At 50.4% G+C, this 15448-nt stretch carries 32 protein-coding genes; 31 read left to right on the top strand and 1 reads right to left on the bottom strand.

All coding sequences use genetic code 11. The features are described from left to right. Positions 1-197: 197 nt before the first annotated feature. From rpsJ to AC4IC4_RS20825, 31 genes are all read left to right on the top strand, one after another. Positions 198-509 (top strand): 30S ribosomal protein S10, encoded by a 312-nt coding sequence (rpsJ, locus tag AC4IC4_RS20975; protein ID WP_001181005.1) that lies wholly within the window; start codon positions 198-200, stop codon positions 507-509. A 32-nt stretch (positions 510-541) separates the two neighbouring features. Further along, positions 542-1171, top strand: a complete 630-nt coding sequence (gene rplC / locus AC4IC4_RS20970) for a 50S ribosomal protein L3 (RefSeq protein ID WP_003863274.1) — start codon at positions 542-544, stop codon at positions 1169-1171. Between the two features lie 10 nt (positions 1172-1181). Beyond that, complete coding sequence (gene rplD, locus AC4IC4_RS20965) at positions 1182-1787, top strand: 50S ribosomal protein L4 (RefSeq protein WP_000424395.1); 606 nt, start codon at positions 1182-1184, stop codon at positions 1785-1787. Further along, positions 1784-2086, top strand: a complete 303-nt coding sequence (gene rplW / locus AC4IC4_RS20960) for a 50S ribosomal protein L23 (RefSeq protein WP_000617546.1) — start codon at positions 1784-1786, stop codon at positions 2084-2086. The genes rplD and rplW overlap by 4 nt, the downstream gene beginning before the upstream one ends. Before the next feature lie 17 nt (positions 2087-2103). Next, positions 2104-2925 (top strand): 50S ribosomal protein L2, encoded by an 822-nt coding sequence (rplB, locus tag AC4IC4_RS20955; RefSeq protein WP_000301859.1) that lies wholly within the window; start codon positions 2104-2106, stop codon positions 2923-2925. A gap of 16 nt (positions 2926-2941) precedes the next feature. Continuing rightward, the gene (rpsS, locus tag AC4IC4_RS20950) at positions 2942-3220 is read left to right on the top strand and encodes a 30S ribosomal protein S19 (protein WP_001138117.1); all 279 of its coding nucleotides are present in this window, start codon (positions 2942-2944) and stop codon (positions 3218-3220) included. Positions 3221-3234: 14 nt separating this feature from the next. Beyond that, positions 3235-3567: a 50S ribosomal protein L22 gene (rplV, locus tag AC4IC4_RS20945; RefSeq protein WP_002919773.1), complete on the top strand. Its 333-nt coding sequence runs from the start codon at positions 3235-3237 to the stop codon at positions 3565-3567. Between the two features lie 17 nt (positions 3568-3584). Further along, positions 3585-4286, top strand: a complete 702-nt coding sequence (gene rpsC / locus AC4IC4_RS20940) for a 30S ribosomal protein S3 (RefSeq protein ID WP_000529945.1) — start codon at positions 3585-3587, stop codon at positions 4284-4286. A 12-nt stretch (positions 4287-4298) separates the two neighbouring features. Beyond that, entirely contained in the window at positions 4299-4709 is a 411-nt protein-coding gene (gene rplP, locus AC4IC4_RS20935) for a 50S ribosomal protein L16 (RefSeq protein WP_002919759.1), read from the top strand. Next, positions 4709-4900, top strand: a complete 192-nt coding sequence (gene rpmC, locus AC4IC4_RS20930) for a 50S ribosomal protein L29 (RefSeq protein ID WP_003863282.1) — start codon at positions 4709-4711, stop codon at positions 4898-4900. Before rplP ends, rpmC begins: the two co-directional genes overlap by 1 nt. Then, positions 4900-5154 (top strand): 30S ribosomal protein S17, encoded by a 255-nt coding sequence (gene rpsQ / locus AC4IC4_RS20925; protein WP_008503489.1) that lies wholly within the window; start codon positions 4900-4902, stop codon positions 5152-5154. The genes rpmC and rpsQ overlap by 1 nt, the downstream gene beginning before the upstream one ends. 166 nt (positions 5155-5320) lie before the next feature. After that, positions 5321-5692 (top strand): 50S ribosomal protein L14, encoded by a 372-nt coding sequence (rplN, locus tag AC4IC4_RS20920; protein WP_002919748.1) that lies wholly within the window; start codon positions 5321-5323, stop codon positions 5690-5692. Positions 5693-5702: 10 nt separating this feature from the next. Beyond that, on the top strand, positions 5703-6017 hold the full coding sequence (gene rplX, locus AC4IC4_RS20915; protein ID WP_003863287.1) for a 50S ribosomal protein L24: 315 nt from the start codon (positions 5703-5705) through the stop codon (positions 6015-6017). A 14-nt stretch (positions 6018-6031) separates the two neighbouring features. Beyond that, positions 6032-6571: a 50S ribosomal protein L5 gene (gene rplE, locus AC4IC4_RS20910; RefSeq protein ID WP_001096206.1), complete on the top strand. Its 540-nt coding sequence runs from the start codon at positions 6032-6034 to the stop codon at positions 6569-6571. 14 nt (positions 6572-6585) lie between these two features. Then, positions 6586-6891 carry a 30S ribosomal protein S14 gene (gene rpsN, locus AC4IC4_RS20905; protein WP_003863291.1) on the top strand — a complete coding sequence of 102 codons (306 nt, stop codon included), beginning with the start codon at positions 6586-6588 and terminating at the stop codon, positions 6889-6891. A gap of 30 nt (positions 6892-6921) precedes the next feature. After that, positions 6922-7314: a 30S ribosomal protein S8 gene (rpsH, locus tag AC4IC4_RS20900; RefSeq protein ID WP_006178918.1), complete on the top strand. Its 393-nt coding sequence runs from the start codon at positions 6922-6924 to the stop codon at positions 7312-7314. Between the two features lie 12 nt (positions 7315-7326). Then, the gene (rplF, locus tag AC4IC4_RS20895) at positions 7327-7860 is read left to right on the top strand and encodes a 50S ribosomal protein L6 (protein ID WP_003863296.1); all 534 of its coding nucleotides are present in this window, start codon (positions 7327-7329) and stop codon (positions 7858-7860) included. A 9-nt stretch (positions 7861-7869) separates the two neighbouring features. Then, a complete protein-coding gene (gene rplR, locus AC4IC4_RS20890; RefSeq protein ID WP_003863297.1) occupies positions 7870-8223 on the top strand; it encodes a 50S ribosomal protein L18 in 354 nt (117 codons plus the stop codon). A 14-nt stretch (positions 8224-8237) separates the two neighbouring features. Next, a complete protein-coding gene (rpsE, locus tag AC4IC4_RS20885; protein WP_003863299.1) occupies positions 8238-8738 on the top strand; it encodes a 30S ribosomal protein S5 in 501 nt (166 codons plus the stop codon). Positions 8739-8744: 6 nt separating this feature from the next. Further along, complete coding sequence (gene rpmD / locus AC4IC4_RS20880) at positions 8745-8924, top strand: 50S ribosomal protein L30 (protein ID WP_003863301.1); 180 nt, start codon at positions 8745-8747, stop codon at positions 8922-8924. A 3-nt stretch (positions 8925-8927) separates the two neighbouring features. Further along, entirely contained in the window at positions 8928-9362 is a 435-nt protein-coding gene (gene rplO / locus AC4IC4_RS20875) for a 50S ribosomal protein L15 (protein WP_003863304.1), read from the top strand. A gap of 7 nt (positions 9363-9369) precedes the next feature. Next, positions 9370-10701, top strand: a complete 1332-nt coding sequence (secY, locus tag AC4IC4_RS20870; RefSeq protein ID WP_003863305.1) for a preprotein translocase subunit SecY — start codon at positions 9370-9372, stop codon at positions 10699-10701. A 31-nt stretch (positions 10702-10732) separates the two neighbouring features. Next, complete coding sequence (gene rpmJ, locus AC4IC4_RS20865; protein WP_000868187.1) at positions 10733-10849, top strand: 50S ribosomal protein L36; 117 nt, start codon at positions 10733-10735, stop codon at positions 10847-10849. 146 nt (positions 10850-10995) lie between these two features. After that, positions 10996-11352, top strand: a complete 357-nt coding sequence (gene rpsM / locus AC4IC4_RS20860) for a 30S ribosomal protein S13 (protein ID WP_003863308.1) — start codon at positions 10996-10998, stop codon at positions 11350-11352. A gap of 16 nt (positions 11353-11368) precedes the next feature. Continuing rightward, positions 11369-11758, top strand: coding sequence for a 30S ribosomal protein S11 (gene rpsK / locus AC4IC4_RS20855; protein WP_003863312.1), 390 nt, complete (start codon positions 11369-11371; stop codon positions 11756-11758). Positions 11759-11791: 33 nt separating this feature from the next. Then, a complete protein-coding gene (rpsD, locus tag AC4IC4_RS20850) occupies positions 11792-12412 on the top strand; it encodes a 30S ribosomal protein S4 (protein ID WP_004868345.1) in 621 nt (206 codons plus the stop codon). A 25-nt stretch (positions 12413-12437) separates the two neighbouring features. Next, positions 12438-13427 (top strand): DNA-directed RNA polymerase subunit alpha, encoded by a 990-nt coding sequence (locus AC4IC4_RS20845; RefSeq protein WP_002919219.1) that lies wholly within the window; start codon positions 12438-12440, stop codon positions 13425-13427. A 40-nt stretch (positions 13428-13467) separates the two neighbouring features. After that, positions 13468-13851 (top strand): 50S ribosomal protein L17, encoded by a 384-nt coding sequence (gene rplQ, locus AC4IC4_RS20840; protein WP_001216368.1) that lies wholly within the window; start codon positions 13468-13470, stop codon positions 13849-13851. Between the two features lie 107 nt (positions 13852-13958). Further along, positions 13959-14327: a DnaJ family domain-containing protein gene (locus tag AC4IC4_RS20835; RefSeq protein WP_491471818.1), complete on the top strand. Its 369-nt coding sequence runs from the start codon at positions 13959-13961 to the stop codon at positions 14325-14327. A 2-nt stretch (positions 14328-14329) separates the two neighbouring features. Next, positions 14330-14755 (top strand): Zn(2+)-responsive transcriptional regulator, encoded by a 426-nt coding sequence (gene zntR / locus AC4IC4_RS20830; RefSeq protein WP_024909663.1) that lies wholly within the window; start codon positions 14330-14332, stop codon positions 14753-14755. A gap of 57 nt (positions 14756-14812) precedes the next feature. Further along, complete coding sequence (locus AC4IC4_RS20825) at positions 14813-15055, top strand: alternative ribosome-rescue factor A (RefSeq protein WP_032647903.1); 243 nt, start codon at positions 14813-14815, stop codon at positions 15053-15055. On the opposite strand, the gene mscL is transcribed toward AC4IC4_RS20825, so the two are convergent. Continuing rightward, complete coding sequence (gene mscL / locus AC4IC4_RS20820) at positions 15029-15439, bottom strand: large-conductance mechanosensitive channel protein MscL (protein WP_023309449.1); 411 nt, start codon at positions 15437-15439, stop codon at positions 15029-15031. The two genes, AC4IC4_RS20825 and mscL, sit on opposite strands and share 27 nt — an antisense overlap. Positions 15440-15448: the final 9 nt, after the last annotated feature.

Raw genomic sequence — 15448 nt, 5'->3', positions numbered from 1 at the left:
CTTGCCCAGATTTACGTATAATGCGCGGGCTTGTCGTAATTGACGGCGGGTTCAATCAGAACCAGAGTAGCTCATTTTGTTACTCAACAATGCTCCCAATTGGGGAGCTACGTAAGAACGGTTACACTCTCCCATCAATCGTAATGGGTTTGAGGAGTAATCATTTTCGTTTATAAAATAATTGGAGCTCTGGTCTCATGCAGAACCAAAGAATCCGTATCCGCCTTAAAGCGTTTGATCATCGTCTGATCGATCAATCAACCGCGGAAATCGTCGAGACTGCTAAGCGCACTGGTGCGCAAGTCCGTGGTCCGATCCCGCTGCCGACCCGCAAAGAGCGCTTCACCGTTCTGATCTCCCCGCACGTCAACAAAGACGCGCGTGATCAGTACGAAATCCGCACTCACAAGCGTCTGGTTGACATCGTTGAGCCAACTGAGAAAACCGTTGATGCTCTGATGCGTCTGGATCTGGCTGCCGGTGTAGACGTGCAGATCAGCCTGGGTTAATCAGGTCATCGAGCGATTGAGAGGTTGAAACAATGATTGGTTTAGTCGGTAAAAAAGTGGGTATGACCCGCATCTTCACTGAAGATGGCGTTTCTATCCCAGTAACCGTAATCGAAGTTGAAGCAAACCGCGTTACTCAGGTTAAAGATCTGGCTAACGATGGCTACCGCGCTATTCAGGTTACCACTGGTGCTAAAAAAGCTAACCGTGTAACCAAACCAGAAGCGGGTCACTTCGCTAAAGCTGGCGTAGAAGCTGGCCGTGGTCTGTGGGAATTCCGTCTTGCTGAAGGCGAAGAGTTCACCGTAGGTCAGGACATTAGCGTTGAGCTGTTTGCTGACGTTAAAAAAGTTGACGTAACCGGTACCTCTAAAGGTAAAGGTTTTGCTGGTACCGTTAAGCGCTGGAACTTCCGTACCCAGGACGCTACTCACGGTAACTCCTTGTCTCACCGCGTTCCGGGTTCTATCGGTCAGAACCAGACTCCGGGCAAAGTGTTCAAAGGCAAGAAAATGGCAGGTCAGCTGGGTAACGAACGTGTAACCGTTCAGAGCCTGGACGTAGTACGTGTTGACGCTGAGCGCAACCTGCTGCTGGTTAAAGGTGCAGTTCCGGGTGCAACCGGTAGCGACCTGATCGTTAAACCAGCTGTGAAGGCGTAAGGGGATAGCAATGGAATTAGTATTGAAAGACGCGCAGAGCGCGCTGACTGTTTCCGAAACTACCTTCGGTCGTGATTTCAACGAAGCGCTGGTTCACCAGGTTGTTGTTGCTTATGCAGCTGGTGCTCGTCAGGGTACTCGTGCTCAGAAGACTCGTGCTGAAGTAACTGGTTCTGGCAAAAAGCCATGGCGCCAGAAAGGTACCGGCCGTGCGCGTTCAGGTTCTATCAAGAGCCCGATCTGGCGTTCAGGTGGCGTGACCTTCGCTGCGCGTCCACAGGACCACAGTCAAAAAGTTAACAAAAAGATGTACCGCGGCGCGCTGAAAAGCATCCTGTCCGAACTGGTACGTCAGGATCGTCTGATCGTTGTCGAGAAGTTCTCTGTAGAAGCGCCTAAAACTAAGCTGCTGGCACAGAAACTGAAAGACATGGCTCTGGAAGATGTGCTGATCATCACCGGTGAGCTGGACGAGAACCTGTTCCTGGCCGCACGTAACCTGCACAAGGTTGACGTACGCGATGCGACTGGTATCGACCCGGTTAGCCTGATCGCCTTCGACAAAGTCGTAATGACTGCTGATGCTGTTAAGCAAGTTGAGGAGATGCTGGCATGATTCGTGAAGAACGTCTGCTGAAGGTGCTTCGCGCACCGCACGTTTCTGAAAAAGCGTCTACTGCGATGGAAAAAACAAACACCATCGTTCTCAAAGTTGCTAAAGACGCGACCAAAGCAGAGATCAAAGCTGCTGTGCAGAAACTGTTTGAAGTCGAAGTCGAAGTCGTTAACACCCTGGTAGTTAAAGGGAAAGTTAAACGTCACGGACAGCGTATCGGTCGTCGTAGCGACTGGAAAAAAGCTTACGTCACCCTGAAAGAAGGCCAGAATCTGGACTTCGTTGGCGGCGCTGAGTAAGTCGGAGGAGTAATACAATGGCAGTTGTTAAATGTAAACCGACATCTCCGGGTCGTCGCCACGTAGTTAAAGTGGTTAACCCTGAGCTGCACAAGGGCAAACCTTTTGCTCCGTTGCTGGAAAAAAACAGCAAATCCGGTGGTCGTAACAACAATGGCCGTATCACCACTCGTCACATCGGTGGTGGCCACAAGCAGGCTTATCGTATTGTTGACTTCAAACGCAACAAAGACGGTATCCCAGCAGTTGTTGAACGTCTTGAGTACGATCCGAACCGTTCCGCGAACATCGCGCTGGTTCTGTACAAAGACGGCGAACGCCGTTACATCCTGGCCCCTAAAGGCCTGAAAGCTGGCGACCAGATTCAGTCTGGCGTTGATGCTGCAATCAAAGCAGGCAACACCCTGCCGATGCGCAATATCCCGGTTGGTTCTACCGTTCATAACGTAGAAATGAAACCAGGTAAAGGCGGTCAGCTGGCACGTTCCGCTGGTACTTACGTTCAGATCGTTGCGCGTGATGGTGCTTATGTCACCCTGCGTCTGCGTTCTGGTGAAATGCGTAAAGTCGAAGCAGACTGCCGCGCTACTCTGGGCGAAGTTGGCAATGCTGAGCATATGCTGCGCGTTCTGGGTAAAGCAGGTGCTGCACGCTGGCGTGGTGTTCGTCCTACCGTTCGCGGTACTGCGATGAACCCAGTCGACCACCCACATGGTGGTGGTGAAGGTCGTAACTTTGGTAAGCACCCGGTAACTCCGTGGGGCGTTCAGACCAAAGGTAAGAAGACCCGCAGCAACAAGCGTACTGATAAATTTATCGTACGTCGCCGTAGCAAATAATTTTAGAGGATAAGCCATGCCACGTTCTCTCAAGAAAGGTCCTTTTATTGACCTGCACTTGCTGAAGAAGGTAGAGAAAGCGGTGGAAAGCGGAGACAAGAAGCCCCTGCGCACTTGGTCCCGTCGTTCAACGATCTTTCCTAACATGATCGGTTTGACCATCGCTGTCCATAATGGTCGTCAGCACGTTCCAGTCTTTGTTACCGACGAAATGGTTGGTCACAAACTGGGTGAATTCGCACCGACTCGTACTTATCGCGGCCACGCTGCTGATAAAAAAGCGAAGAAGAAATAAGGTAGGAGGAAGAGATGGAAACTTTAGCTCAACATCGCCATGCTCGTTCTTCTGCTCAGAAGGTTCGCCTTGTTGCTGACCTGATTCGCGGTAAGAAAGTGTCGCAGGCCCTGGACATCCTGACCTATACCAACAAGAAAGCTGCGGTATTGGTCAAGAAAGTACTGGAATCTGCCATTGCTAACGCTGAACACAACGATGGCGCTGACATCGACGATCTGAAAGTCGCGAAAATTTTCGTAGATGAAGGCCCAAGCATGAAGCGCATTATGCCGCGTGCGAAAGGTCGTGCAGATCGCATCCTGAAGCGCACCAGCCACATTACTGTGGTTGTGTCCGATCGCTGAGACTCTGGAGACTAGCAATGGGTCAGAAAGTACATCCTAATGGTATTCGCCTGGGTATTGTAAAACCATGGAACTCTACCTGGTTTGCGAACACCAAAGAATTCGCTGACAACCTGGACAGCGATTTTAAAGTACGTCAGTACCTGACTAAGGAACTGGCTAAAGCGTCTGTATCTCGTATCGTTATCGAGCGTCCAGCTAAGAGCATCCGTGTGACTATTCACACTGCTCGCCCTGGCATCGTTATCGGTAAGAAAGGCGAAGACGTAGAAAAACTGCGCAAGGTCGTAGCGGATATCGCTGGCGTTCCTGCACAGATCAATATCGCTGAAGTTCGTAAGCCTGAACTGGACGCTAAATTGGTTGCTGACAGCATCACTTCTCAGCTGGAACGTCGCGTTATGTTCCGTCGTGCTATGAAGCGTGCTGTACAGAACGCAATGCGTCTGGGCGCTAAAGGTATCAAAGTTGAAGTTAGCGGCCGTCTGGGCGGCGCGGAAATCGCACGTACCGAATGGTACCGTGAAGGTCGCGTACCGCTGCACACTCTGCGTGCTGACATCGACTACAACACCTCTGAAGCGCACACCACTTACGGTGTAATCGGCGTTAAGGTATGGATCTTCAAAGGTGAGATCCTGGGTGGTATGGCTGCTGTTGAACAACCGGAAAAACCGGCTGCTCAACCTAAAAAGCAGCAGCGTAAAGGCCGTAAATAAGGAGCGTCGCTGATGTTACAACCAAAGCGTACAAAATTCCGTAAAGTGCACAAAGGCCGCAACCGTGGTCTGGCGCAGGGTACGGATGTTAGCTTCGGCACTTTCGGTCTGAAAGCTGTTGGCCGTGGTCGTCTGACTGCACGTCAGATCGAAGCAGCACGTCGTGCAATGACCCGTGCAGTTAAGCGTCAAGGTAAGATCTGGATCCGTGTATTCCCGGACAAACCGATCACCGAGAAGCCGCTGGAAGTTCGTATGGGTAAAGGTAAAGGTAACGTGGAGTACTGGGTTGCCTTGATCCAACCGGGCAAAGTCCTTTATGAAATGGACGGTGTTCCGGAAGAGCTGGCCCGTGAAGCCTTCGGCCTGGCAGCAGCGAAACTGCCTATCAAAACCACCTTTGTAACTAAGACGGTGATGTAATGAAAGCAAAAGAGCTGCGTGAAAAAAGCGTTGAAGAGCTGAACGCTGAGCTGCTGAACCTGCTGCGTGAGCAGTTCAACCTGCGTATGCAGGCTGCAAGTGGCCAGCTGCAACAGACTCACCTGCTGAAGCAAGTGCGTCGCAATGTTGCACGCGTTAAGACTTTACTGACTCAGAAGGCGGGTGCGTAATGACCGATAAAATCCGTACTCTGCAAGGTCGTGTTGTTAGCGACAAAATGGAGAAATCCATTGTTGTAGCTATCGAACGTATTGTGAAACACCCGATCTACGGTAAATTCATCAAGCGTACGACCAAACTGCACGTACATGACGAGAACAACGAATGTGGTATCGGCGACAAGGTTGAAATCCGTGAATGCCGTCCACTGTCCAAGACTAAGTCCTGGACGCTGGTTCGCGTTGTAGAGAAAGCGGTTCTGTAATACAGTACGCCTTCTCAATACGAATAAACGGCTCAGCGATGAGCCGTTTATTTTTTCTACCCATATTGCAGAAGCGGTGTTATAATGCCGCGCCCTCGATATGGGGCTTTTTAACGGCTCTGATTTTAGAGTCTCAGGTAGTAGTTGACATTAGCGGAGCACTAAAATGATCCAAGAACAGACTATGCTGAACGTCGCCGACAACTCCGGTGCACGTCGCGTAATGTGTATCAAGGTTCTGGGTGGCTCGCACCGTCGCTACGCAGGCGTAGGCGACATCATCAAGATCACCATCAAGGAAGCAATTCCACGTGGTAAGGTCAAAAAAGGTGATGTGCTGAAGGCGGTAGTGGTGCGCACCAAGAAGGGTGTTCGTCGCCCTGACGGTTCTGTCATTCGCTTCGATGGTAATGCATGCGTTATTTTAAACAATAACAGCGAGCAGCCTATCGGCACGCGTATCTTTGGGCCGGTAACTCGTGAACTTCGTACTGAGAAGTTCATGAAAATTATCTCTCTGGCACCAGAAGTACTCTAAGGAGCGAATCATGGCAGCGAAAATCCGTCGTGATGACGAAGTTATCGTGTTAACCGGTAAAGATAAAGGTAAACGCGGTAAAGTAAAAAATGTTCTGTCTTCCGGCAAACTTGTCGTTGAAGGTATCAACCTGGTTAAGAAACATCAGAAGCCGGTTCCGGCCCTGAACCAACCAGGCGGCATCGTTGAAAAAGAAGCTGCTATTCAGGTTTCTAACGTTGCAATCTTCAATGCGGCTACCGGCAAGGCTGACCGTGTAGGCTTTAGATTCGAAGACGGCAAAAAAGTCCGTTTCTTCAAGTCTAACAGCGAAACTATCAAGTAATTTGGAGTAGTACGATGGCGAAACTGCATGATTACTACAAAGACGAAGTAGTTAACAAACTCATGACTGAGTTTAACTACAATTCTGTCATGCAAGTCCCTCGGGTCGAGAAGATCACCCTGAACATGGGTGTTGGTGAAGCGATCGCTGACAAGAAACTGCTGGATAACGCAGCAGCTGACCTGACAGCAATCTCCGGTCAAAAACCGCTGATCACCAAAGCACGCAAATCTGTTGCAGGCTTCAAAATCCGTCAGGGCTATCCGATCGGCTGTAAAGTAACTCTGCGTGGCGAACGCATGTGGGAGTTCTTTGAGCGCCTGATCACTATTGCTGTTCCACGTATCCGTGACTTCCGTGGCTTGTCCGCTAAGTCTTTCGACGGTCGTGGTAACTACAGCATGGGTGTCCGTGAGCAGATCATCTTCCCAGAAATCGACTACGATAAAGTCGACCGCGTGCGTGGTTTGGATATTACCATTACCACTACTGCGAAATCTGACGAAGAAGGCCGTGCTCTGCTGGCTGCCTTTGACTTCCCGTTCCGCAAGTAAGGTAGGGTTACTGAATGGCTAAGCAATCAATGAAAGCACGCGAAGTAAAGCGCGTAGCTTTAGCTGATAAATTCTTCGCTAAACGCGCTGAACTGAAAGCGATCATTTCTGATGTGAACGCTTCCGACGAAGATCGTTGGAATGCGGTTCTCAAGCTGCAGTCTCTGCCGCGTGATTCCAGCCCGTCTCGTCAGCGTAACCGCTGTCGTCAAACAGGTCGTCCACATGGTTATGTGGGCAAGTTTGGGTTGAGCCGTATCAAACTGCGTGAAGCCGCTATGCGCGGTGAAGTGCCAGGCTTGAAAAAGGCTAGCTGGTAATTACCAATTGAATCACGGGAGTAAAGACAGATGAGCATGCAAGATCCGATCGCGGATATGCTGACCCGTATCCGTAACGGTCAGGCCGCGAACAAAGTTGCGGTCACCATGCCTTCCGCCAAGCTGAAAGTGGCAATTGCCAACGTGCTGAAGGAAGAAGGTTTTATCGAAGATTTTAAAGTTGAAGGCGACACCAAGCCGGAACTGGAACTTACTCTCAAGTATTTCCAGGGTAAAGCTGTTGTAGAAAGCATTCAGCGTGTCAGCCGCCCAGGCCTGCGCATCTATAAGAAAAAAGATGAGCTGCCAAAAGTTATGGCTGGTCTTGGTATCGCAGTTGTTTCTACCTCTAAAGGTGTTATGACTGATCGTGCAGCGCGCCAGGCTGGTCTTGGTGGCGAAATTATCTGCTACGTAGCCTAATCGGAGGAAAGAATGTCTCGTGTTGCTAAAGCACCGGTCGTTATTCCTGCCGGCGTTGATGTAAAAATCGACGGTCAGGTTATTACGATCAAAGGTAAAAACGGCGAGCTGACTCGTACCCTCAACAAAGCTGTTGAAGTTAAACATGCAGATAACGCTCTGACCTTCGGTCCACGTGATGGTTTCGTGGATGGTTGGGCTCAGGCTGGTACCGCGCGTGCCCTGCTGAACTCAATGGTTGTTGGTGTTACCGAAGGCTTCACTAAAAAGCTTCAGCTGGTTGGTGTAGGTTATCGTGCAGCTATCAAAGGGAATGCAGTAGGCCTGTCTCTGGGCTTCTCACACCCTGTTGAGCATCCGCTGCCGGCCGGTATCACTGCAGAATGTCCGACTCAAACTGAAATCGTGCTGAAAGGCGCTGATAAACAGCTGATCGGTCAGGTTGCAGCAGATCTGCGCGCCTACCGTCGTCCTGAGCCTTACAAAGGCAAGGGTGTTCGTTACGCCGACGAAGTCGTGCGTACCAAAGAGGCTAAGAAGAAGTAAGGTAACACTATGGATAAGAAATCTGCTCGTATCCGTCGTGCGACCCGCGCACGCCGCAAGCTCAAAGAGCTGGGTGCAACTCGCCTGGTGGTACATCGTACCCCGCGTCATATTTACGCACAGGTAATTGCACCGAACGGTTCTGAAGTTCTGGTAGCTGCTTCTACTGTAGAAAAAGCTATCTCAGAACAATTGAAGTACACCGGTAACAAAGACGCCGCTGCAGCTGTAGGTAAAGCTGTTGCTGAACGCGCTCTGGAAAAAGGCATCAGCAATGTTTCCTTTGACCGTTCCGGGTTCCAATATCATGGTCGTGTCCAGGCACTGGCAGATGCTGCCCGTGAAGCTGGCCTTCAGTTCTAAGGTAGAGGTGTAAGATGGCTCACATCGAAAAACAGGCTGGCGAACTGCAGGAAAAGCTGATCGCGGTAAACCGCGTATCTAAAACCGTTAAAGGTGGTCGTATTTTCTCCTTCACAGCTCTGACTGTAGTAGGCGATGGTAACGGTCGCGTTGGTTTTGGTTACGGTAAAGCGCGTGAAGTTCCAGCAGCGATCCAGAAAGCGATGGAAAAAGCCCGTCGCAACATGATTAACGTCGCGCTGAACAACGGCACCCTGCAGCACCCAGTTAAAGGTGTTCACACGGGGTCTCGTGTATTCATGCAGCCAGCTTCAGAAGGTACCGGTATCATCGCCGGTGGTGCAATGCGCGCCGTTCTGGAAGTTGCTGGGGTTCATAACGTTCTGGCTAAAGCATATGGTTCCACCAACCCGATCAACGTGGTTCGTGCAACTATTGATGGCCTGGAAAATATGAATTCTCCAGAAATGGTCGCTGCCAAGCGTGGTAAATCCGTTGAAGAAATTCTGGGGTAATTGACCATGGCAAAGACTATTAAAATCACTCAAACCCGCAGTGCAATCGGTCGTCTGCCGAAACACAAGGCAACGCTGCTTGGCCTGGGTCTGCGTCGTATTGGTCATACCGTTGAGCGCGAGGATACTCCTGCTGTTCGTGGTATGGTCAACGCGGTTTACTTCATGGTTAAAGTTGAGGAGTAAGAGATGCGTTTAAATACTCTGTCTCCGGCCGAAGGCTCTAAAAAGGCGGGTAAACGCCTGGGTCGTGGTATCGGTTCTGGCCTCGGCAAAACCGGTGGTCGTGGTCACAAAGGTCAGAACTCTCGTTCTGGCGGTGGCGTACGTCGCGGTTTCGAGGGTGGCCAGATGCCACTGTACCGTCGTCTGCCGAAGTTCGGCTTCACCTCTCGCAAAGCAGCGATCACAGCGGAAATCCGTCTGTCTGACCTGGCGAAAGTTGAAGGCGGCGTTGTAGACCTGAACACGCTGAAAGCAGCAAACATTATCGGTATCCAGATCGAGTTCGCGAAAGTGATCCTGGCTGGTGAAGTTTCTACTCCGGTAACTGTTCGTGGCCTGCGTGTTACTAAAGGTGCTCGTGCTGCTATCGAAGCTGCTGGCGGTAAAATTGAGGAATAAGTAGCAGATGGCTAAGCAACCGGGATTAGATTTTCAAAGTGCCAAAGGTGGATTTGGCGAGCTGAAACGCAGACTGCTGTTTGTTATCGGCGCGCTGATTGTGTTCCGTATTGGCTCTTTTATTCCGATCCCTGGTATCGATGCCGCTGTACTTGCCAAACTGCTTGAGCAACAGCGAGGCACCATCATTGAAATGTTCAACATGTTCTCTGGTGGTGCTCTCAGCCGTGCTTCTATCTTCGCATTGGGTATTATGCCGTACATTTCGGCATCTATTATTATCCAGCTGCTGACGGTCGTTCATCCGGCCCTGGCAGAGTTGAAGAAAGAAGGGGAGTCTGGACGTCGTAAGATTAGTCAGTACACCCGTTACGGTACTCTGGTGCTGGCAATATTCCAGTCGATCGGTATTGCTACCGGTCTGCCGAATATGCCTGGTATGCAGGGCCTGGTGTTAAACCCGGGCTTTGCATTCTACTTCACCGCTGTTGTAAGTCTGGTCACAGGGACTATGTTCCTGATGTGGCTCGGCGAACAGATTACTGAGCGTGGTATCGGTAACGGTATCTCAATCATTATCTTCGCCGGTATTGTTGCGGGCCTCCCGCCAGCCATCGCCCATACTATTGAGCAAGCGCGTCAAGGCGACCTGCACTTCCTCCTGTTGCTGTTGGTTGCAGTATTAGTATTTGCAGTGACGTTCTTTGTTGTCTTCGTTGAACGTGGTCAACGCCGCATTGTGGTGAACTACGCTAAACGTCAGCAGGGTCGTCGTGTCTATGCTGCACAGAGCACACATTTACCGCTGAAAGTGAACATGGCGGGGGTTATCCCGGCTATCTTCGCTTCCAGTATTATTCTGTTCCCGGCGACCATCGCGTCATGGTTCGGGGGCGGTACTGGTTGGAACTGGCTGACAACAATTTCGCTGTATTTGCAGCCTGGGCAACCACTTTATGTGTTACTCTATGCGTCTGCGATCATCTTCTTCTGTTTCTTCTACACGGCGTTGGTCTTCAACCCGCGTGAAACAGCAGATAACCTGAAGAAGTCCGGTGCATTTGTACCAGGAATTCGTCCGGGAGAGCAAACGGCGAAGTATATCGATAAAGTAATGACTCGCCTGACTTTGGTTGGTGCGCTTTATATTACTTTTATCTGCCTGATCCCGGAGTTCATGCGTGATGCAATGAAAGTACCGTTCTACTTCGGTGGGACCTCACTGCTTATCGTTGTTGTCGTGATTATGGACTTTATGGCTCAAGTGCAAACTCTGATGATGTCCAGTCAGTACGAGTCTGCATTGAAGAAGGCGAACCTGAAAGGCTATGGCCGCTAAATGGTCGCCTGAGAAGTTACGGAGAGTAAAAATGAAAGTTCGTGCTTCCGTCAAGAAATTATGCCGTAACTGCAAAATCGTTAAGCGTGATGGTGTCATCCGTGTGATTTGCAGTGCCGAGCCGAAGCATAAACAGCGCCAAGGCTGATTATTTCGCATATTTTTCTTGCAAAGTTGGGTTGAGCTGGCTAGATTAGCCAGCCAATCTTTTGTATGTCTGTACGTTTCCATTTGAGTATCCTGAAAACGGGCTTTTCAGCATGGTGCGTACATATTAAATAGTAGGAGTGCATAGTGGCCCGTATAGCAGGCATTAACATTCCTGATCAGAAACATGCTGTGATCGCATTAACTTCGATCTACGGCGTCGGCAAGACCCGTTCTAAAGCCATTCTGGCTGCAGCGGGTATCGCTGAAGATGTTAAGATCAGTGAGCTGTCTGAAGAACAAATCGACACGCTGCGTGACGAAGTTGCCAAATTTGTCGTTGAAGGTGATCTGCGCCGTGAAATCAGCATGAGCATCAAGCGCCTGATGGATCTTGGTTGCTATCGCGGTTTGCGTCATCGTCGTGGTCTGCCAGTGCGCGGTCAGCGTACTAAGACCAACGCACGTACCCGTAAGGGTCCGCGCAAACCGATCAAGAAATAATCGGGGTGATTGAATAATGGCAAAGGCACCAGTTCGTGCACGTAAACGTGTAAGAAAACAAGTCTCTGACGGCGTGGCTCATATCCATGCTTCTTTCAACAACACCATCGTTACTATTACTGATCGTCAGGGTAACGCATTGGGTTGGGCAACAGCCGGTGGTTCCGGTTTCCGTGGTTCTCGCAAATCCACTCCGTTCGCAGCTCAGGTTGCAGCAGAGCGTTGCGCAGAAGCCGTAAAAGAATACGGCATCAAGAATCTGGAAGTTATGGTTAAAGGTCCGGGTCCGGGTCGTGAATCTACTGTTCGCGCTCTGAACGCCGCTGGTTTCCGCATCACGAATATTACTGATGTGACTCCGATCCCTCATAACGGTTGTCGTCCGCCGAAAAAACGTCGCGTATAACGCTCCGTTTTTTAGGTTAGTTGGAGATAGAAAATGGCAAGATATTTGGGTCCTAAGCTCAAGCTGAGCCGTCGTGAGGGCACCGACTTATTCCTTAAGTCTGGCGTTCGCGCGATCGATACCAAGTGTAAAATTGAACAAGCTCCTGGCCAGCACGGTGCGCGTAAACCGCGTCTGTCTGACTATGGTGTGCAGTTGCGTGAAAAGCAAAAAGTTCGCCGTATGTACGGTGTGCTGGAGCGTCAGTTCCGTAACTACTATAAAGAAGCAGCACGTCTGAAAGGCAACACAGGTGAAAACCTGCTCGCTCTGCTGGAAGGTCGTCTGGACAACGTTGTATACCGTATGGGCTTCGGCGCTACTCGTGCTGAATCACGTCAGCTGGTTAGCCACAAAGCAATCATGGTAAACGGTCGTGTTGTTAACATCGCTTCTTATCAGGTTAAAGCGAATGACGTTGTTAGCATTCGTGAGAAAGCGAAAAAGCAATCTCGCGTGAAGGCCGCTCTGGAGCTGGCTGAGCAGCGTGAAAAGCCAACCTGGCTGGAAGTTGATGCTGGCAAGATGGAAGGTACGTTCAAGCGTCAGCCAGAACGTTCTGATCTGTCTGCGGACATTAACGAACACCTGATCGTCGAGCTTTACTCCAAGTAAAGCTTAGTACCAAAGAGAGGACACAATGCAGGGTTCTGTGACAGAGTTTCTAAAACCGCGCCTGGTAGATATCGAGCAAGTGAGTTCGACGCACGCCAAGGTGACCCTTGAGCCTTTAGAGCGTGGCTTTGGCCATACTCTGGGTAACGCACTGCGCCGTATTCTGCTCTCATCGATGCCGGGTTGCGCGGTGACCGAGGTTGAGATTGATGGTGTACTTCATGAGTACAGCACCAAAGAAGGCGTTCAGGAAGATATCCTTGAAATCCTGCTCAACCTGAAAGGGCTGGCGGTGAGAGTTCAGGGTAAAGATGAAGTTATTCTTACTCTGAATAAATCTGGCATTGGCCCTGTGACTGCAGCCGACATCACCCACGACGGTGATGTTGAAATCGTCAAGCCGCAGCACGTGATCTGCCACCTGACCGATGAGAACGCAGCTATTAGCATGCGTATCAAAGTTCAGCGCGGTCGTGGTTATGTGCCGGCTTCTGCCCGAATTCATTCGGAAGAAGATGAGCGCCCAATCGGCCGTCTGCTGGTCGACGCATGCTATAGCCCTGTAGAGCGTATTGCCTACAATGTTGAAGCAGCGCGTGTAGAACAGCGTACCGACCTGGACAAGCTGGTCATCGAAATGGAAACCAACGGCACAATCGATCCTGAAGAGGCGATTCGTCGTGCGGCAACCATCCTGGCAGAACAACTGGAAGCTTTCGTTGACTTACGTGATGTACGTCAGCCGGAAGTGAAAGAAGAGAAACCAGAATTCGATCCGATCCTGCTGCGCCCTGTTGACGATCTCGAATTGACTGTCCGCTCTGCTAACTGCCTCAAGGCAGAAGCTATCCACTATATCGGTGATCTGGTACAGCGTACCGAGGTTGAGTTGCTGAAAACGCCGAACCTGGGTAAAAAATCTCTTACTGAGATTAAAGACGTGCTGGCTTCACGTGGTCTGTCTCTGGGCATGCGCCTGGAAAACTGGCCACCGGCAAGCATTGCTGACGAGTAACCGGATCACAGGTTAAGGTTTTACTGAGAAGGATAAGGTCATGCGCCATCGTAAGAGTGGTCGTCAACTGAACCGCAACAGCAGCCATCGCCAGGCTATGTTCCGCAACATGGCAGGTTCACTGGTTCGTCATGAGATCATCAAGACGACCCTGCCTAAAGCGAAAGAGCTGCGTCGCGTAGTTGAGCCGCTGATTACTCTTGCCAAGACTGACAGCGTTGCTAATCGTCGTCTGGCATTCGCCCGTACTCGTGATAACGAGATCGTGGCAAAACTGTTTAACGAACTGGGCCCGCGTTTCGCGAGCCGTGCCGGTGGTTACACTCGCATTCTGAAGTGTGGTTTCCGTGCAGGCGACAACGCGCCGATGGCTTACATCGAGCTGGTTGATCGTTCAGAGAAAGCAGAAGCTGCTGCAGAGTAATCTGTAGTAACGTAAAAAAACCCGCTCCGGCGGGTTTTTTTATATCCGCGATATCCCCACTTCTCTACAATGTCTGTATCAATTCTGTTCATTCCCTGGAGCTGGTAATGTGGTTGCTCGACCAGTGGGCAGAACGCTATATTCGCGATGCCCAAAATAAAGGTGAATTCGACGATCTCCCGGGAAGCGGCGAACCCCTTGTGCTTGACGATGATTCGCACATTGCGCCTGAACTGCGAGCTGGATACCGTTTACTGAAAAACGCGGGCTGTCTCCCTCCGGAGCTCGAACAGCGCAGAGAGGCTGTTGAACTGGCCGATCTTCTCAACGGTATCCGTCAGGACGATCCGCGACATTCTGAACTGAGCCGCCGTCTCGCCCTGCTTGAACTCAAGCTGCGCCAGGCTGGGATGAACACTGATTTTCTGCGCGGTGAATACGGTGAAAGATTGATGCAGAAAATAAACGAGGCGTAGTTATGTACCGTATTGGTGAACTTGCGAAGCTTGCGAACGTTACGCCGGATACCATCCGGTATTACGAAAAGCAGCAAATGATCGATCATGAAGTTCGTACTGAAGGAGGCTTTCGCCTTTATACCGATAACGATCTGCAGCGCCTGCGATTTATTCGTTATGCGCGTCAGCTCGGCTTCACGCTGGATTCGATCCGCGAGTTATTATCGATCCGCATCGATCCGGAACATCACACCTGCCAGGAATCTAAAAGCATTGTGCAGGCCCGGCTGGATGAAGTTGAAGCACGCATCCAGGAGCTGCAAACCATGCAGCGCTCTTTGCAAAGGCTGAATGATGCCTGCTGCGGTACGGCCCACAGCAGTATTTACTGTTCAATTCTCGAAGCCCTTGAACAGGGAGCGAGTGGAGAAACCGAGGGCTGTTGATTTTTAGTCCATCCGGATCTAGACTCCCGTCGTCATAAACCATGCTCAGGAGAATTTATGAGCCGCTATCAGCACACGAAAGGACAGATAAAAGACAATGCCATTGAGGCGCTACTTCACGACCCGCTATTCAGACAGCGTGTTGAGAAGAATAAAAAAGGGAAAGGAAGTTATCTGCGTAAAGACAAACATGAAAAACGGGGTAACTGGGAGGCCAGTGGCAAGCAAGCGAATCGCTTATTTACCACTGGCCTTTCTGCTTTAAGCTTTCGATTAAACGCGGTTATTCTGTTCTTTTAACAGATCGCGGATCTCACTCAGCAGCACTTCTTCTTTCGTTGGTGCAGGTGCAGCAGCCGGCTCTTCTTTTTTACGGTTGAGCCTGTTGATCAGCTTGATAGCCATAAAAATGGCAAACGCGACAATCACAAAATCAAATACGTTCTGAATAAATACGCCGTAGTGCATTACTACTGCCGGAACATCACCCTGCGCTTCACGCAGTGTGAAAGCGAATTGTTTGAAATCAATGCCCCCGATTAACAACCCTAATGGTGGCATGATAATGTCGGCCACTAATGATGAAACAATCTTGCCGAATGCTGCACCAATAATGACACCCACTGCCAAATCCACCACGTTCCCGCGCATCGCAAATTCGCGAAATTCTTTAATAAAACTCATTGTTCTCTC

The organism is Enterobacter sp. Taxon_2 (assembly GCF_058355295.1).
Note: the sequence above shows the minus strand (reverse complement) of the source record. Positions and strands in the feature narration are given on the sequence as shown.

What these genes read in the sequence shown, in the direction of transcription:
- rpsJ (WP_001181005.1), top strand. Translation starts at nt 198, where the DNA reads ATGCAGAACCAAAGAATCCGTATCCGCCTTAAAGCGTTTGATCATCGT.
- rplC (WP_003863274.1), top strand. Translation starts at nt 542, where the DNA reads ATGATTGGTTTAGTCGGTAAAAAAGTGGGTATGACCCGCATCTTCACT.
- rplD (WP_000424395.1), top strand. Translation starts at nt 1,182, where the DNA reads ATGGAATTAGTATTGAAAGACGCGCAGAGCGCGCTGACTGTTTCCGAA.
- rplW (WP_000617546.1), top strand. Translation starts at nt 1,784, where the DNA reads ATGATTCGTGAAGAACGTCTGCTGAAGGTGCTTCGCGCACCGCACGTT.
- rplB (WP_000301859.1), top strand. Translation starts at nt 2,104, where the DNA reads ATGGCAGTTGTTAAATGTAAACCGACATCTCCGGGTCGTCGCCACGTA.
- rpsS (WP_001138117.1), top strand. Translation starts at nt 2,942, where the DNA reads ATGCCACGTTCTCTCAAGAAAGGTCCTTTTATTGACCTGCACTTGCTG.
- rplV (WP_002919773.1), top strand. Translation starts at nt 3,235, where the DNA reads ATGGAAACTTTAGCTCAACATCGCCATGCTCGTTCTTCTGCTCAGAAG.
- rpsC (WP_000529945.1), top strand. Translation starts at nt 3,585, where the DNA reads ATGGGTCAGAAAGTACATCCTAATGGTATTCGCCTGGGTATTGTAAAA.
- rplP (WP_002919759.1), top strand. Translation starts at nt 4,299, where the DNA reads ATGTTACAACCAAAGCGTACAAAATTCCGTAAAGTGCACAAAGGCCGC.
- rpmC (WP_003863282.1), top strand. Translation starts at nt 4,709, where the DNA reads ATGAAAGCAAAAGAGCTGCGTGAAAAAAGCGTTGAAGAGCTGAACGCT.
- rpsQ (WP_008503489.1), top strand. Translation starts at nt 4,900, where the DNA reads ATGACCGATAAAATCCGTACTCTGCAAGGTCGTGTTGTTAGCGACAAA.
- rplN (WP_002919748.1), top strand. Translation starts at nt 5,321, where the DNA reads ATGATCCAAGAACAGACTATGCTGAACGTCGCCGACAACTCCGGTGCA.
- rplX (WP_003863287.1), top strand. Translation starts at nt 5,703, where the DNA reads ATGGCAGCGAAAATCCGTCGTGATGACGAAGTTATCGTGTTAACCGGT.
- rplE (WP_001096206.1), top strand. Translation starts at nt 6,032, where the DNA reads ATGGCGAAACTGCATGATTACTACAAAGACGAAGTAGTTAACAAACTC.
- rpsN (WP_003863291.1), top strand. Translation starts at nt 6,586, where the DNA reads ATGGCTAAGCAATCAATGAAAGCACGCGAAGTAAAGCGCGTAGCTTTA.
- rpsH (WP_006178918.1), top strand. Translation starts at nt 6,922, where the DNA reads ATGAGCATGCAAGATCCGATCGCGGATATGCTGACCCGTATCCGTAAC.
- rplF (WP_003863296.1), top strand. Translation starts at nt 7,327, where the DNA reads ATGTCTCGTGTTGCTAAAGCACCGGTCGTTATTCCTGCCGGCGTTGAT.
- rplR (WP_003863297.1), top strand. Translation starts at nt 7,870, where the DNA reads ATGGATAAGAAATCTGCTCGTATCCGTCGTGCGACCCGCGCACGCCGC.
- rpsE (WP_003863299.1), top strand. Translation starts at nt 8,238, where the DNA reads ATGGCTCACATCGAAAAACAGGCTGGCGAACTGCAGGAAAAGCTGATC.
- rpmD (WP_003863301.1), top strand. Translation starts at nt 8,745, where the DNA reads ATGGCAAAGACTATTAAAATCACTCAAACCCGCAGTGCAATCGGTCGT.
- rplO (WP_003863304.1), top strand. Translation starts at nt 8,928, where the DNA reads ATGCGTTTAAATACTCTGTCTCCGGCCGAAGGCTCTAAAAAGGCGGGT.
- secY (WP_003863305.1), top strand. Translation starts at nt 9,370, where the DNA reads ATGGCTAAGCAACCGGGATTAGATTTTCAAAGTGCCAAAGGTGGATTT.
- rpmJ (WP_000868187.1), top strand. Translation starts at nt 10,733, where the DNA reads ATGAAAGTTCGTGCTTCCGTCAAGAAATTATGCCGTAACTGCAAAATC.
- rpsK (WP_003863312.1), top strand. Translation starts at nt 11,369, where the DNA reads ATGGCAAAGGCACCAGTTCGTGCACGTAAACGTGTAAGAAAACAAGTC.
- rpsD (WP_004868345.1), top strand. Translation starts at nt 11,792, where the DNA reads ATGGCAAGATATTTGGGTCCTAAGCTCAAGCTGAGCCGTCGTGAGGGC.
- AC4IC4_RS20845 (WP_002919219.1), top strand. Translation starts at nt 12,438, where the DNA reads ATGCAGGGTTCTGTGACAGAGTTTCTAAAACCGCGCCTGGTAGATATC.
- rplQ (WP_001216368.1), top strand. Translation starts at nt 13,468, where the DNA reads ATGCGCCATCGTAAGAGTGGTCGTCAACTGAACCGCAACAGCAGCCAT.
- AC4IC4_RS20835 (WP_491471818.1), top strand. Translation starts at nt 13,959, where the DNA reads ATGTGGTTGCTCGACCAGTGGGCAGAACGCTATATTCGCGATGCCCAA.
- zntR (WP_024909663.1), top strand. Translation starts at nt 14,330, where the DNA reads ATGTACCGTATTGGTGAACTTGCGAAGCTTGCGAACGTTACGCCGGAT.
- AC4IC4_RS20825 (WP_032647903.1), top strand. Translation starts at nt 14,813, where the DNA reads ATGAGCCGCTATCAGCACACGAAAGGACAGATAAAAGACAATGCCATT.
- mscL (WP_023309449.1), bottom strand. Translation starts at nt 15,439, where the DNA reads ATGAGTTTTATTAAAGAATTTCGCGAATTTGCGATGCGCGGGAACGTG.